We start from the raw sequence: 14,456 nt of genomic DNA, 5'->3' as shown, positions 1-14,456 counted from the left end.
TGCTTATAAATGAGGGGTGTGCAACTCAGCCCGTCTGGCGGTGGTTTTCAGCGCCGGTCCAGGCAATCCCAGCCCGTCCGGCGTTTGAGGACGAGGCCCCTTAAGGGCCGAAGCGGGGGTCTGGGGGCGCAGCCCCCAGGGGACGGTCACCCCAACCGACGGTCACCGCGCATCCGGCGTAACGCCCAGCGCCTTCAGCAACCGCAACCGATACTCGCCGTGCGCCTGCACATCCCGCACATCCCGCTCGATGGCCAGATCAAGCCCGATCCGCCCCTCTTCGAGCACAAGCACCCGATCGGCAAGCACAATCGCCTCGTCCACGTCATGGGTGACAAGCAGCACCGCCGGCCGATGCCGCTCCCACAGCTCCCGCAACAGGGCATGCATCTTGATCCGCGTAAGAGCATCAAGCGCCCCGAACGGCTCATCGGCCAACAGCAGTTCAGGCTCCCGAACCAACGACCGTGCCAGAGCCGCCCGCTGAGCCTCACCCCCGGACAGCTCGCTCGGCCAGGCCCGCTCGCGCCCGGCGAGGCCGACCTCGGCAAGAGCCTCACGCCCCCTCTCGGCGGCCTCTTTGCCCTCGCTCCCCAGCAGTACGTTGTCCAGCACCCGCCGCCAGGGCAGCAGCCGCGAGTCCTGGAAGACCACGGACACCCGCTCGGGGGCGGTGAGTTGACCACTCCCCGCCACCTCGTGGTCGAGCCCCGCGATGGCCCGCAGCAGCGTGCTCTTGCCGGAGCCGCTGTGCCCGAGGAGGGCCGTGAACTGCCCGGCCGGCAGGTCGAGGTCGATGCCGTCGAGGACGGTACGTCCGTCGAACGACCGTGTGAGCCCCCGGAGTTGGACCGTAGGCCGGGTTGTGGTCAGCTGCTCAGCGTGCGGCGCCATGACAGCACCCTCCGTTCGACGATACGGACCGTGCTGTCGGACACCAGGCCGAAGACGCCGTAGATCAGGAGCCCCACGAGGATGACGTCGCTCTGGCCGTAGTTCTGGGCCTGGAACATCATGTAGCCGAGTCCGCTGGTGGCGTTGATCTGCTCCAGGACGACCAGACCCAGCCAGGAGCCGGTCACCCCGAGCCGGAGTCCCACGAAGAATCCGGGCAGGGCACCGGGGATGACGATCTGCCGGATGAAGGCGAACCTGGACAGGCACTGGACTTCGGCGAGTTCGACGAACCGGTGGTCGATGCCGGACAGCGCGGAATGCGTGTTGAGGTAGATCGGGATGTAGACGACGATCGCGATGATCGCGACCTTGAAGGTCTCGCCGATGCCCAGCCAGAGGATGAACAGCGGGATCAGACCGAGCGTCGGGATGGACCGATTGAGCTGCACCGTCCCGTCGATCAGCGCCTCGCCGACCCGGCTGAGCCCGGAGGCGAGCGCGAGGACGATCCCCGCGGTCAGTCCGATCGCGAACCCGGTCGCGGCCCGCTGCAGCGAGGTCAGGATGTCGGTCGGCAGCGTCCCGTCGGTCCACAGATGGCCGGCGGTCTCCACCACCGTCCAGGGCGCCGGGATCGCGGCCGGGTCGAGCTGCCCGGCGGCGGAGGCGGCGGCCCACAGGGCGAGGAAGAGGACCGGGCCGATGAGCCGGGCGGCGGGCAGACGCTTGCCGGGGGAGAGACGCCGACGCCTGCGGACCTGGGGGAGTTCCTCGGCGGCGGCAACGGATGTGACGGCGGCGGTCGTGGTCACGGCGGTCACTTCCGGTACTCCGCCGGTACGGCCTTCGCCGCGATGCCCTCGAAGCGCCGGTCGAAGAGCGAGTCGACCTTGAACTCCTTCACGAAGCCGCCCTCCGCCAGCAGATCGGCGGTCTCCTGCTCCCACTTGACCGCTTCCTCCCAACTCGGCGGGAACAGCGGCTTGTTGGCGAGCTCGGTGATCGACTGCGCCTGCGCGAGAGTCAGGTTCTGCGTCTTGACGTAGAACTCCTCGTTCCAGGTGTCGGGGTGCTCGTACTGCCACACCTGCCCCTTGGCCCAGTACGGGACGTACGCGGCGACCGCGGCCGCTTTCGCGGAGTCGTTCAGCACGGAGGCCGGCGCCCACAGCAGGTTGAGCAGGTCGACGACGTCGGTGGTGATGGCGCGGGCGCCCTTGGACGCGTACTGCGCCAGATAGGCGGGCGACTGCTGGTTGGCGAGCGGCGCGATGTCGACCTGGCCCGACTGCAGGGCGGTGAGGAACTGGTTGCTGGTCAGCGGGACCAGCTTCACGTCGTCGTACGCGAGCCCGGCCTTCTTCAACGCCCGCAGGAGTACGACCCCTTGCGCCTGCCCCTGCGAGAACGCGAGCTTCTTGCCCTTGAAGTCCGCGACCGACTCGATGTCGCTGCCGGGCTTGGTGGCGAAGAGGTAGTTGGGCTTGCGGGTGATGTTGATCGCGACGATCTTCGCGTCGTAGCCCTGGTAGTGCGCCTGGATCGGCGGGATGCCCGCGTTGTTGGCGACGTCCAGGGACTTGGCGCGGAAGGCGTTGATGACGTCGGGCCCGGCGCCGATGTTCGCCCAGCTGCTGACCTCGAAGGGCAGCTCGCCCAACTTGGCCAGCTTGAACTGGAGTTGCTGCACGTTCTGGTACGAGGCGATCTTCAGACTCGTACCGGCCGGAACCTTGTCGGCCAGCGGGGCGGTCGAGGCGCCCTTGGAGGTGGTGGCGGCGCTGCTCTCGGCGCAGCCGCTCAGTCCGGCGACACCGGCCGCGGCGCCCAGCAGGGAGGTGAGGAAGAGCCGTCGGTCGACACCCGACACGGGAGAAGAAGGCATGGGAGGACTCCGTGAGTTCAGAAGGCAGGAAAGCATGCGGAATTCAGCCCACAAGGCATGCCAGGGGAAAGGGAATTCACGCAATGTACGCAGGGAGAAATGAGCGCTTCACACGCGGCAACGTGTCAGCAACAAAGGGTGCGACAGCTCACGAACAGGCTCATGAGCAGGATGTTCCTGGTCAAGCGCCCCTCCTGTCAACATTCGGAGTTTCTGAATTAAATAGCCTCAGGTGAGGCGGTCAGCGGATCCCGGTAGAGCACGTCGAGCGCCACCGAACCGCCGGCCACGGCAAGTACGGAATCCGGGAAACTCGTCGGCACGACGGAAACCGCGCGCTCGTCACCGACCCCCTCGCGCAACGCGCTGAGACAGTCCTCCCGGTGAATGACACCCAACTCCGTGACGACGACGGTCTCAGGATTGAGCACGTCAAGCAGCAACCCCGCCGCCCGCCCCACCATCCGCGCCCGCTCCAGCAGCAGCCGCAGGGCCACCAAATCCCCGTTCGCCGCCGCGTCGAGCACCCGCATCGGATTCGTACCGTCGATGACGCCTGCCGCACGGGCCCGTCGGCACAGCGTCAGTTCGCTCAACTCGGCCTGGAGGCAGCCGACTCGGCCGCAGTCGCACGCCTCGGTGCCACCACGCAGGGGCAGATGGGCGATCGCCCCGGCCTGGGACCGAGGCCCGTGGTGCACCTCGTCGTTGGTCGCGAACGCCGCGTCGACGACATTGCCGGCGAACAGATGCAGCACGCTACGGCTGCCCCGGACCCGCCCGAACAACCGCTCCCCGTTCACCAACGCCCGTGCGTGCCCGTCCACATGGACCGGCAGCCCGGTGCGCGCGCCGATCACCTCACCCACCGCCACGTCCCGCCAGTCAAGCAGCGGATGCTCGACGACGGTCCCGGAGTCCCGGTCCACCCAGCCACCGACGGCCACGCCGACACCCAGCGGCCGACGTCCGGGTGCCTCGGCGAGCAGCGCCGTCAGCCCGTCGGCCGCCCGCCCCAACACCCGGTCGGGATCGGTGTGTTGGTGCGTCAGCCGCCGCTCCGCCACCACCCGCCCGCGCAGATCGAGCAGCGCGACCGTGGTGTACGGCACGGCCACATGGACCCCGCCCACCACGAACCGCGAGTCGTCCAGATCGACGGGCACGTGCGGACGCCCCACCCCTTTGGAACGGCGAGGCACCGCGGCCTCACGGATCAGCCCGAGCTCGGCGAACCGGGCGCAGTAGTCCGTCACCGACGCCGGGGACAGCCCGGTCAGCCGGGCGATCGTGCTGCGCGCCACCGGCCCGTGCTCCAGTACGGACCGCAGCACGACGCTGGCGCTGGTGCGGCGCCGGTCGCTGTCGGCGGCACGCGGTACGGGGGATCGGGATATGAGGGGAGGGGAGGGGGAAAGAGCGGGTGCGCCCATGGCGATCATCCTCGGGAACGGGTCCGACACTGCGCCGTCTCGGGAGGTGAGGCGCGCCGGAGCCGCCTCAGCCGAGGGGGCGACAGGCGGCCGCGCCCACGCGTCGCAGGTCGACATGGCGACGCGACGAGAAGTTCAGGGCCTGGGCAACCATGCGCTCGAAGCTAGCAAAACGGTCCACCGCTGCCCAGACCATGACCGACGGGCGAGACGGGGCCGCGCGCGAGGGCCGGCTTGTTTGGCGGGAACCTACAGATGCCGCCCACCTCGTCCCCGTACGCAAAACCACTCCACCACAGTGACCGGCATCACGCCGTACCGGGTGTAACCCCCATCCTTTGTCCGGAGCCCACCATGCGTCCGGTCTCCCCTTTGTCGGTCGCTGACGGTGTTCGGGTCAACCGGCCCGGGATAGCGTCACGGTGTCCCTCACTGCCCACTCTCTCCGCGGAGTCCCCATGAGCACCGCCGCCGCCACTTCCGCCCGCGCCGGGCAGGTCCTCGCCGACCTGATCCCCGCCTCCCGCGTCCGGGACGCGGCCCTCGTGCTCGGCGGCGCCGCGCTCACCGGGCTCGCCGCGCAGATCGCCGTTCCCGTGCCCGGCTCGCCGGTGCCGGTGACCGGGCAGACCTTCGCCGCGCTGCTCGTCGGCACGGCTCTCGGCGCCGGCCGCGGCTTCCTGTCGCTCGTCGTGTACGCGCTGGCCGGCCTCGCCGGTATGCCGTGGTTCGCCGGCGGTACATCCGGCGCCGGTGCCTCCTTCGGCTACATCGTCGGCATGATGCTCGCCTCCCTGGCCGTCGGTGCCCTGGCCCGCCGCGGTGCCGACCGCTCCGTGCTGCGCATGGCGGGCACGATGCTGCTGGGTGAGGCGATCATCTACGCGATCGGCGTCCCGTACCTGGCCCTGAGCGCCGACCTCTCGGCGAGCGCCGCGATCGCGGCCGGCCTCACGCCGTTCCTGATCGGCGACGCGCTGAAGGCCGCGCTGGCGATGGGCGTGCTGCCCACGGCCTGGAAGTTCGTCAAATAGGCAAGAGGCAAGGAGACAGCCGGGGTGCGGTACGCCGCACCCCGGCTGTCGTGTCTTGCTGTCGTGTTGCCGTGGTCGCTCAGGCTTCCTGACGCGGCCTCGGCCGCCGCTGCGACCACCACAGCCCGGCCGCCCCCGCGGTGAGGAGCGCCGCACCGGCCGCCCCCAGTGGCAGGACATCACGGCCGACCCCGGTCTTCGGCAGTTCGTCACCGCCGGGCCCCACCGGAGTGTTGTCGGTGCCCAGCAGCAGCGGTGTGGCCGGAGCGTTCGGCGACGGGTTCGTCGTACCGAATGGCACCGGGCCCTGCTGCCAGTACGTCTTCTTGCCGTCCGCGGTCTGGACGGGAAGGCAGATCTTCCCCGTCTTGCTCAGATCGAATGTCGCGTCGACGTCGTAGGACTTCGACTTTCCGGCCGCGAGATTGTCGATGGCACAGGCGTAACCGCTGTTCGATCCCTCAGGTAGATCGCTTTCGGCGATCGCTGAACAGCCCTGTACGTTCTTGACCGTAAGGCCGTCGAATCCGACGACCAAAAGCCTGATCTCTCCGCTGTCCTTGGTCCCTTCGTTCTTGACTGTGGCGGTAATCGCCGTCTCCTGCGAGCTGTTGTCGACGGAGATCGTCTCCGGGAGTTCGGTCTTCAGCTCCACCCCCGCCGGTGCCTCGTCAACGGCCTTGCCCCCCTTGCTGCTTCCGGGTCCCTGGTCATCCGCGCCGGCGGCGGTGAACGGAAGGATCATCACTGCCGAGAAGGATGCTGCAACCAGCGATCCCGCGATGGTCGTCGTACGACGAGAACTCATGTTCGTCCCCCTTGGCTGCGCCTGAATTCGCAGTACTTGAAGAGGTACCACAAGATTTCTCCGCACTATGCTGGTACGGCACGAAGTGTGACCATCGTGTTTCAATTGGGCAGTCATTGAAGGTGGTTAAGGAGCCTGAGGGGGGTGTAGTGGATTGCCGGGGAATACGAGGAGCGGCGGAGTTCCCGGGTTGTTGGTGACGGGCCGTTATCGGCTTGTCGAAAGTATTGGGCAGGGGGGAATGGGGCGGGTGTGGCGAGCCGCCGACGAGATACTCGACCGGCAGGTCGCCGTCAAGGAGATGCGCATCGACGGCCTCGACGCGGAGGACACCCGCACGCGCCGTGAACGCACCCTGCGCGAGGCCAGGGCCACCGCCCGGATCGACCATCCCAACGTCGTGCGGGTGTACGACGTCGTGGACGAGGGCGAACACCTGTGGATCGTCATGGAGTTGGTCGCCGGCCGCTCCCTGGAACGGCTCATGGTGGAGGAGGGGCCGCTCGGCCCGCGCGAGACGGCACAGATCGGACTGGGCCTGGTGGCGGCACTCCGTCAGGTGCATGCGGGGGGAGTTCTGCACCGCGACATCAAACCGGGGAACGTGCTCGTCGAGGCCGGTGGGCGACGGGTCGTGCTGACGGACTTCGGCATCGCCGCGATCCAGGACGCCAAGGCGCTCACCATGGTCGGCATGCTGGTCGGCTCGCCCGACTACATGGCCCCCGAACGCGTCTCCGGCCGCCCGCAGGGCCCGCCGTCCGACGTCTGGTCCCTCGGCGCGACCCTCTGCGCGGCCCTGGGCGGCCGCTCCCCATTCTCCAGGGACACCACGCTGGCCACGTTGCACGCGGTGCTCTACGAGGAGCCCGAACTCCCCTCCACAGGCGGCCCGTTGCGCGACATCCTGGCCGCGATCCTGGAGAAGGAACCCTCGGCCCGCCCCAGCCTGGAGGACCTGGAGAGCTCCCTGAAACCGATCGCCTTCCCGAGGCACGCATCGACGATTGCGGTACGGGGGGAAGAGGGCGAACCGGGGACGGGGGCCGGGCAGGGGCGGCAGCCTGGCGGGGGAGCCGAGGCTGAGGTCGGCGAGGGACGAGGGGCTGAGGCAGGGGTCGGGCGCGGTCCTGTCGGGGGGCCGGGTTCGGCTGCGCCGGGCTTCGGCGGGGGAGCGGCTGTTGGGCCGCGTTCGGCTGCGGCGGGCCCGAGTGCCAGAGAGGCTGGCGGGCCGGGTTCGGCTTCGTCGGGTCCTGGTGGGGGAGCGGCTGCTGGGCCAAGTTCGGCCGCCCCGGGCTCTGGTGGCGGACCCGCTGTTGGGCCGCCTTCGGCTGCACCGGGCTCGGGAGCCGGAGAGGCTGGCGGGCCGGGTTCGGCTTCGCCGGGCTCTGGTGGGGGAGCGGCTGCTGGGTCACGTTCGGCCGCCCCGGGGTCAGGTGGCGGTCCCGCTGTTGGGCAGTCGTCGGTCGGCCCGAGTGCTGACACCGGTCCGGCCCGCGAGGAGCGCTTCGCCACGCCGAGCCTTGGCAACAGGCGAGGCGGCGGGCAGCCGTCGCCGGTACAGGGTTCGGAGGGCGGCCAGGGCGCCGGGGAGCCGGCGCCGGAGCAAGGAGACGTGGGCCGCCCTGACTTGGGCCGGTCGTCTGCGGCGCCGGGATCTGCCGGCGGGGTCGACCTGAATCGGTCGTCGGCCGCGCAAGGATCTGCCGGTGGGTCAGAGCCGGGTCGGTCGTCGTCAGCGGCGCCCGATCGCGGGCCCGAGGCGGAGAGGGCGATGGGTGCGTCCGAGGCGGTGCCTGGTGCGCAGGCGGTGGGCGGGTCTCAGGCCACCGCCGGGCCTGGGTCCCAGCCGGCGTCCGCCACTGAGCCGACGTTCGGTTCGCAGGCGGGCGCTGTGTCTCAAGAGGGGGGTGGTTCTCAGGCCGGGTCCGGTTCTGGGATGGGGCTGGGGTCCCCACCTGGATCTGCCGCCGAGTCGGAGTCCGGTTCGCGGGCGGGGGACGCGTCTCAGACAGCGCTGGGTTCTCAAGCAGCCTCCGGTTCTCATCCTGTGGCCGCCTCCGAATGGGCGCCGGGCTCTCAGCCCGCGCCATTCCCCGAGCCCGCCTCCGGCTCGCAGTCTGCGTCCGGGGTTCGGCATGGATCCGGGGGGCAGCGTGGGTCCGGACCCGCGCCGGGATCTGTACCTGGCCCCAGCGCTACTTCCGAGCCCGCCTCCGGCTCGCAGTCTGCGTTCGGGGTCCGGCATGGACCCGGGGTGCAGCGTGGGTCCGGACCTGCGTCGGGATCTGTACCTGACACCGGCGTTATTTCCGCCCCAGGCGCTACTTCCGAGCCCGTCGCCGGCTCCGTGCCCGAACCTGCGCCGGGCCCCCAGTCCGGCCACACTCCTGGGCCTACGCCCGCTCCCGCGTCCGGAGCCGCGTCGGGGCAGGTCTTCGATCCCACGCCCGGCCACGCTTCTGGATCCGAAGCCGCTCCCGGCTCCGTGTTCGGAGTCGCGTCGGGTCAGGCCTCCGGCCTCACACCTGGCCACGCTTCTGGATCCGAGGCTGGTCCCGACCCCGCGTCCGGAGTCGCGCCGGAACAGGCTCCCGGCGCCGAGTCGGACCGAACTCCCGGCCACGCCCCCGGATCTGGGCCCGCCCCCGCCCCCGACCCCGTATCCCCACACGCCCCGAGCGTGCACCCCGGCCCCGCTCCGGGCACCACTACTGGCCCCGCGTCCGGCCCAACTCCCGCCCCCACTCCCGAATCCCCAGCCACCCCGAGGTCACCCGAATCACCAACCCCTCCCCTCCCATGGGCCCCGAGGGAGTGGCCCACCCCCGCCTTCGTGGAGGCGCCGCCTGCGCGGGCGGTCCGTGATCCGCGGGAGCCGGAGGTCATAGAGGACGCGGTACCGGTACGACCCCAACACCCGGCCCCGGTCGACGAAGAGCCGCCGGTCACCGGAGACCGACCGGTCACCGACGCGCAACCCGCCGCTGACGAGCGACCCGCCACCGGCGACCGCCCCCCGACCCAGGACACCCCCGGAGTCGAGGCCCCCACGCCTGACCCCACTCCCACGCCCCCTCCCACGCCCACCCCCACCTTCACAACCGCCGCCGCCTCCACCCCCTCCGCCGAAGCAGTCTCCGAGCTGCGGTCGGAGGCCGGTTCCGAGACGCCGTCCAAGTTGCCCAGCCGACCTCTCCCACAGGCGTCCGCCGCCAACTCCGCCAACTCCGCGGGCAACGGCCCCCGTCGAGGCGGCATCTCCCTCGCGCGTGCCCAGGCGGTGACCGAGGAGCACCGGCCGGGGCTCGGACCGCACCCCCTCTCGATGCCCCCCGGTGAACTGCCCGGCCCCGCCCTGCCGTCCACCCACCGGCGCGCCCGGCGCCGGGCGCTTCTCCTCGCCGCGATAGGGGTGGTGACCGCCGGTGCCGTGGTCGCGATCGTGCTCGCGGCGAATTCAGGGTCGTCGGGCGACAACCAGGCCGGTCCCTCGACGTCCGCCTCGTCCGCCCCCTCGAACACCCCGAGCGCCACCCCGTCGCCCACCGTCGAGGGCACGGCCAGGCCGCCCAGCATCCCGCCGGGTGCGCACCAGGAGGCCGGCGGGTTCGCGTGGGCCACGCCCACGGGCTGGCGGCGGGACGTGAAGACCGGCTCGGAGATCCACTACACCTCCCCGAACGGCAAGCAGGAGCTGGTGGCCAAGTCCACGCTGGCCCGCGGCAACCTGATGGAGTCCTGGCGCACCTCGGAGCGGAACGCCCGCGACGGCAAGGACTACCAGCTGATCCGCCTGGAGGAGACGAAGTTCCGCGGCAACCCGGCGGTCGTCTGGGAGTACACCTTCACCCTGAACAACGTGGCCTGGCACGCCCAGCTCCTCGGCTTCGACGCGCACGGCAAGTCGTACCAGGTCAACACCTGGTACCAGCCGGACATCGAGGCGCAGGCGCTCAAGACCTACGGCAAGGTGAAGGACAGCTTCACCGTGATGTGAGCGCGCCACCGGCAGAACAAGAGGGAGCCCCGAGATACGGGGCTCCCTCACGTCATGCCTTCGTGCACGGACTCAGCCGGCGGACACCTTGGCCGTCGCCTCGTCGTCCGTCACCGGCACCGCCGCGGCCCTACGACCGCCGGTCACCTTCTCCTTCACCAGAGCGATCGTCAGCACAACCGCCGCGACCAGCAACGAGAGCAGCACGGTCTCGCGCCCGTCGTGCTCGGTGTCGGTCAGCATGTAGCTGAGGACGAAGACGATCAGCGCGGCCGTCGCCCAGGTGAGATAGGGGTACAGCCACATCTTCACGACCAGCTTCTCCGGCGACTCCCGCTGGATGATCTTCCGCATCCGCAACTGCGAGAAGCAGATCACCAGCCAGACGAACAGGGCGACCGCACCGGAGGAGTTGACGAGGAAGAGGAAGACCGAGTCCGGGAACTTGTAGTTGAAGAACACGGCCACGAACCCGAACACGACCGACGCGACGATCGCCGCGAGCGGCACACCACGGGACGTGGTCCGCGCGAACGCCTTGGGCGCGTCGCCCCGCTCGCCGAGCGAGAAGGCCATGCGGGAGGCCGTGTAGAGCCCGGAGTTGAGGCAGGACAGCACCGAGGTCAGCACGATGAAGTTCATGATCTGACCGGCGTGCGCGATGCCGAGGGAGTCGAGGGCGGCGACGTAGGAGCCCTTCTCCGCGATCGAGGGGTCGTTCCACGGCAGCAGGGTCACGACGATGAAGATCGAGCCGAGGTAGAAGACGGCGATACGCCAGATGATGCTGTTGGTGGACTTGGTGACGGCCCGCTGCGGGTCCTCGGACTCGCCGGCCGCCAGCGTCGCGATCTCGCTGCCCATGAAGGAGAAGACGACGAGCAGCACACCGGTGAGGATGGCGCCGGGCCCGTTGGGCAGGAAGCCGCCGCCGTCGGTGAGGTTGGACAGGCCCGCCTTGTCGGCGTCGACGCCCGGCAGTACGCCGAAGACGGCCAGCGCGCCGATGACGATGAACGCGCCGATCGCCACGACCTTGATCCCGGCGAACCAGAACTCGAACTCGCCGTACGAGCCGACGGAGACGAGGTTCGTCGCGGTCAGCACCACCATCACGATGAGCGCCCAGCCCCACTGCGGTACGGCGGGAATCCACCCTTCGAGGATCTTGGCGCCGGCGGTCGCCTCGACGGCGAGCACGACGACCCAGAAGAACCAGTAGAGCCAGCCGATGGAGAAGCCGGCCCAGCGGCCGAGCGCGCGGTCGGCGTGCGCTGAGAAGGAGCCGGACGTGGGGTTCGCGGCGGACATCTCGCCGAGCATGCGCATCACCAGCACCACGAGCGTGCCGACGAGCGCGTAGGAGAGAAGGATGCCGGGTCCTGCGGTGGCGATGCCGGAACTGGATCCGACGAACAGACCGGCACCGATGACACCGCCGATGGCGATCATCGTCAGATGCCGGTTCTTGAGCCCTGCCTGGAGGCCACTCATGGGGGGAATTCCTTTGCGCCGGGTGCACTTCCTCCCGTAGCGGCGGTTGGGGCGCCGTACGAGTCGGTCCAGTGAATCTGAGGCAAAGGAATTATTGAACCTTTGATTCTGGATCGTTACTTGAGGTTTTCCTGAGGTTGTGCAGCGTTGCGGTCCCTTTTCCCAGGTGGCCCCCCGGCCTGCTGCCCCGAAACAGACATGTCACACTCGGACCATGCGCGTGTATCTCGGCTCCGACCATGCGGGCTTCGAACTCAAGAACCACCTCGTCGAGTGGCTCAAGGAGGCCGGCCACGACCCCGTGGACTGCGGCCCGCTCATCTACGACGCCCAGGACGACTACCCGCCCTTCTGCCTCCGCGCCGCGGAGAAGGCGGCCGCGGACCCCGACTCCCTCGGCATCGTGATCGGCGGCTCCGGCAACGGCGAGCAGATCGCCGCGAACAAGGTCAAGGGCGTACGGGCGGCCCTCGCCTGGAGCGAGGAGACCGCGTCGCTCGGGCGACAGCACAACAACGCGAACGTCGTCGCGGTGGGTGCGCGGATGCACACCGAGGAGGAGGCGACGAAGTTCGTCGAGACCTTCCTCAACACGCCGTTCTCCGGTGATGAGCGTCACATTCGCCGGATCGAGATGCTGGCGGGGTACGAGACGACGGGCGACTTGCCGCCGATCCCGGCACACCACCCGCAGCAGTAGCAGGATTTGGCGGAGACCCGGGGGGCAGGTGCTCCCGGGTCTTTCGACTCCCGCCCGTCAAGTGACCGAGACGGACGGGTGGGTGGGAAAGGAAATCGGTACGTGCCAGAAGGGCACACTATTCACCGGCTCGCGCTGGATTATGCTGCCCGCTTCTCCGGTCGGCCCGCGCAAGTCACCAGCCCCCAGGGGAAGTTCGCCGACGCCGCGGCTCTCCTCGACGGAACCGTGCTGCACACTGCGGATGCCCACGGCAAACACCTCTTCCTCGGCTTCCGAGACGGCGACTGGGTCCACGTCCACCTCGGTCTCTTCGGCAAGGTGAACTTCGGGGACGCCCCGGCGCCCCCACCCACGGACACGGTCAGGCTCCGCCTCGCGAACAGCACGTCGTACGTCGATCTCCGCGGCCCCACCACCTGTGCCCTGATCACGGACGTCGAGAAGGCCCAGATACACGACCGCCTGGGCCCGGACCCCCTCCGCCCCGACGAGGACCCGCTCCCGGCCTACGCTCGCGTCTCCCGCAGCCGTACGACCATCGCCGCCCTGCTGATGGACCAGAAGGTCATCGCCGGCGTCGGCAACGTCTACCGCGCCGAGGTCCTGTTCCGGCACGGCATCGACCCGTACCGCCTCGGCAAGGACATCACCCCGGCCGAGTGGGACGCGATCTGGACGGACCTCGTCGCCCTGATGCGCGAGGGCGTCCGCCACAACCGCATCGACACCGTCCGCCCGGAACACACCCCGGAGGCGATGAACCGCCCGCCGCGCGTCGACGACCACGGTGGCGAGGTCTACGTCTACCGCAGGGCCAACCTCCCCTGCCACATCTGTGGCGGCGCGATCCGCACCGCCGATCTTGCCGCCCGCAATCTGTTCTGGTGCCCCACCTGTCAGGCCAAGTGACCAGCCACCAGAGGCCGTCAAAGGCTGTCGCGGACTGCTAGAAGCCGTGCGGCAGCCACGGTGCCACCGTCGACGCGAACCCCACCGACGCCTCCGTCAGCGCCCCCTGCCGCAGCTCCCGCACCCGCCCGGCCGCGCCGAGCGAGGCCAGGGTCACTCCACCGAGGTACGCCGCTCCCAACTCCCGTACGGACAAGGCGAGATCGGCCGCATCCTCCGTACGCCCGCAGGACGCGCCCTTCGCGTCGCCCGTCAACCGCCAACGGCCCGCGTTCCAGGGGCAGAAGGCGTCCTCGACCTCCAACACCACGTCCACCGGCGCCTGATAGGTCCGCGCCTCCAACGCCGCCCCGACGTCCACAAGGCGTACGTGCAGCCCGTCCCGCACCCGCAGCGAGCAGTGCCTGATGTTGGACACCATGTGCTGCCACGGCTCGTCCACCGGCCGCCCGCGCGCGGTCAGCCTCGACGTGAGATCGAGCTCGAACAGGAACCGCCACAGCGCGGCGTGCGCCGCCGCGTCGAGCGCGTGCGTGTCCCGCAACTCGACCGTGCCCTTGGAAACGCCCGCCTCCCACTTGGGCTTGACGTGGTAGCGCGCGAACCCGACGACCTCCCCGTCCCGCTCCGCGACCACGCACTGCAGCGGCGACGCCCCCTCCCGGTCACTCTCCGGGTCGAGCAGCATGTACCGCTCCCAGCCGGGCCGGCGAGCCAACATGCCCGGTCGCAGCGGCACTTCGCGCGCGTACACCGCCTCGCACGCGTCGAGCACGTCGGCCGGATCGGCGTACCGCAGCCGTACGTCGTCGGTGCCGGGCGGCACGGAGAGCCGTACGCGACTCGTGTCGATGTCGAGACCGACCGCGTGCGTCGCGATGCCGTACCCGAACCGCCCGTAGATCACGGGCTCGGACGCCGTCAGCGCCGCGAGCGGCCAGCCCCAGGACCGTACGTCGTCCAACTGCCGCCGCATCATCGACGTGAGGATGCCTCGTCTGCGGTGCGTGGGTGAGACGCCGACCATCGTGACGCCCGCGGTGGGCACCTGGGCGCCGCCGGGTACTGTCAGGCGGAAGCTGTACGCGCCCGTCGTCCCGACGCACGCGTCACCGTCCCAGACCCCGATGGAGCGGTCGATCTCGGTGAGCGCGTGATCCAACTCCCGCTCTTCGGACGAATCCGGGACCCCACCGAAGGCGCGAACCAGGTTGTCGTACCACATGTCCCATTCGTCCGGCCGCAGTGCCCGCAGGACGGTCGTTCCAGAGTCAGTCCCCATGAATCATGACT

The 14,456-nt window shown here is 69.8% G+C and carries 11 protein-coding genes and 1 pseudogene; 5 read left to right on the top strand and 7 right to left on the bottom strand.

The window, feature by feature from the left end; translation table 11 throughout:
- Window positions 1–162: 162 nt before the first annotated feature.
- The 4 genes from AC5DRG_RS18440 to AC5DRG_RS18425 form a co-directional block, all read right to left on the bottom strand.
- On the bottom strand, window positions 163–894 hold the full coding sequence (locus AC5DRG_RS18440; RefSeq protein ID WP_491811631.1) for an ABC transporter ATP-binding protein: 732 nt from the start codon (window positions 892–894) through the stop codon (window positions 163–165).
- On the bottom strand, window positions 870–1,718 hold the full coding sequence (locus AC5DRG_RS18435; RefSeq protein ID WP_491811630.1) for an ABC transporter permease: 849 nt from the start codon (window positions 1,716–1,718) through the stop codon (window positions 870–872). Before AC5DRG_RS18435 ends, AC5DRG_RS18440 begins: the two co-directional genes overlap by 25 nt.
- Window positions 1,715–2,782, bottom strand: coding sequence for an ABC transporter substrate-binding protein (locus tag AC5DRG_RS18430; protein ID WP_491811629.1), 1,068 nt, complete (start codon window positions 2,780–2,782; stop codon window positions 1,715–1,717). The genes AC5DRG_RS18435 and AC5DRG_RS18430 overlap by 4 nt, the downstream gene beginning before the upstream one ends.
- Window positions 2,783–3,000: 218 nt before the next feature.
- Window positions 3,001–4,224, bottom strand: coding sequence for an ROK family protein (locus tag AC5DRG_RS18425; protein ID WP_491813077.1), 1,224 nt, complete (start codon window positions 4,222–4,224; stop codon window positions 3,001–3,003).
- 449 nt (window positions 4,225–4,673) lie between these two features.
- On the opposite strand from AC5DRG_RS18425, the gene AC5DRG_RS18420 reads away from it, so the two are divergent.
- Window positions 4,674–5,249 carry a biotin transporter BioY gene (locus tag AC5DRG_RS18420; protein WP_491811628.1) on the top strand — a complete coding sequence of 192 codons (576 nt, stop codon included), beginning with the start codon at window positions 4,674–4,676 and terminating at the stop codon, window positions 5,247–5,249.
- Between the two features lie 79 nt (window positions 5,250–5,328).
- Here AC5DRG_RS18420 and AC5DRG_RS18415 read toward each other — a convergent pair whose 3' ends face one another.
- A complete protein-coding gene (locus tag AC5DRG_RS18415) occupies window positions 5,329–6,057 on the bottom strand; it encodes an LPXTG cell wall anchor domain-containing protein (RefSeq protein WP_491811627.1) in 729 nt (242 codons plus the stop codon).
- A 196-nt stretch (window positions 6,058–6,253) separates the two neighbouring features.
- On the opposite strand from AC5DRG_RS18415, the pseudogene AC5DRG_RS18410 reads away from it, so the two are divergent.
- Window positions 6,254–7,018 (top strand): annotated as a pseudogene (locus AC5DRG_RS18410) (serine/threonine-protein kinase); the annotation flags it as partial.
- Between the two features lie 1,875 nt (window positions 7,019–8,893).
- On the top strand, window positions 8,894–10,057 hold the full coding sequence (locus tag AC5DRG_RS18405) for a serine/threonine kinase C-terminal domain-containing protein (protein ID WP_491813075.1): 1,164 nt from the start codon (window positions 8,894–8,896) through the stop codon (window positions 10,055–10,057).
- Between the two features lie 72 nt (window positions 10,058–10,129).
- On the opposite strand, the gene AC5DRG_RS18400 is transcribed toward AC5DRG_RS18405, so the two are convergent.
- The gene (locus tag AC5DRG_RS18400; protein ID WP_491811626.1) at window positions 10,130–11,551 is read right to left on the bottom strand and encodes an amino acid permease; all 1,422 of its coding nucleotides are present in this window, start codon (window positions 11,549–11,551) and stop codon (window positions 10,130–10,132) included.
- A 214-nt stretch (window positions 11,552–11,765) separates the two neighbouring features.
- Between AC5DRG_RS18400 and AC5DRG_RS18395 the strand changes: the two genes are divergently transcribed.
- Window positions 11,766–12,251: a ribose-5-phosphate isomerase gene (locus AC5DRG_RS18395; RefSeq protein WP_491811625.1), complete on the top strand. Its 486-nt coding sequence runs from the start codon at window positions 11,766–11,768 to the stop codon at window positions 12,249–12,251.
- Between the two features lie 102 nt (window positions 12,252–12,353).
- Window positions 12,354–13,163: an Fpg/Nei family DNA glycosylase gene (locus AC5DRG_RS18390; RefSeq protein WP_491811624.1), complete on the top strand. Its 810-nt coding sequence runs from the start codon at window positions 12,354–12,356 to the stop codon at window positions 13,161–13,163.
- A gap of 37 nt (window positions 13,164–13,200) precedes the next feature.
- Here the strand turns inward: AC5DRG_RS18390 and AC5DRG_RS18385 are convergent, their stop codons facing one another.
- Entirely contained in the window at window positions 13,201–14,445 is a 1,245-nt protein-coding gene (locus AC5DRG_RS18385; RefSeq protein WP_491811623.1) for a GNAT family N-acetyltransferase, read from the bottom strand.
- Between the last annotated feature and the right edge of the window lie 11 nt (window positions 14,446–14,456).

It is taken from the genome of Streptomyces sp. JLBG701 (genome assembly GCF_058544905.1).
The sequence above is the reverse complement of the archived record's forward strand: the minus strand, read 5'-3'. Positions and strand labels throughout refer to the sequence as shown.

What these genes read in the sequence shown, in the direction of transcription:
- AC5DRG_RS18440 (WP_491811631.1), bottom strand. Translation starts at nt 894, where the DNA reads ATGGCGCCGCACGCTGAGCAGCTGACCACAACCCGGCCTACGGTCCAA.
- AC5DRG_RS18430 (WP_491811629.1), bottom strand. Translation starts at nt 2,782, where the DNA reads ATGCCTTCTTCTCCCGTGTCGGGTGTCGACCGACGGCTCTTCCTCACC.
- AC5DRG_RS18425 (WP_491813077.1), bottom strand. Translation starts at nt 4,224, where the DNA reads ATGATCGCCATGGGCGCACCCGCTCTTTCCCCCTCCCCTCCCCTCATA.
- AC5DRG_RS18420 (WP_491811628.1), top strand. Translation starts at nt 4,674, where the DNA reads ATGAGCACCGCCGCCGCCACTTCCGCCCGCGCCGGGCAGGTCCTCGCC.
- AC5DRG_RS18415 (WP_491811627.1), bottom strand. Translation starts at nt 6,057, where the DNA reads ATGAGTTCTCGTCGTACGACGACCATCGCGGGATCGCTGGTTGCAGCA.
- AC5DRG_RS18400 (WP_491811626.1), bottom strand. Translation starts at nt 11,551, where the DNA reads ATGAGTGGCCTCCAGGCAGGGCTCAAGAACCGGCATCTGACGATGATC.
- AC5DRG_RS18395 (WP_491811625.1), top strand. Translation starts at nt 11,766, where the DNA reads ATGCGCGTGTATCTCGGCTCCGACCATGCGGGCTTCGAACTCAAGAAC.
- AC5DRG_RS18385 (WP_491811623.1), bottom strand. Translation starts at nt 14,445, where the DNA reads ATGGGGACTGACTCTGGAACGACCGTCCTGCGGGCACTGCGGCCGGAC.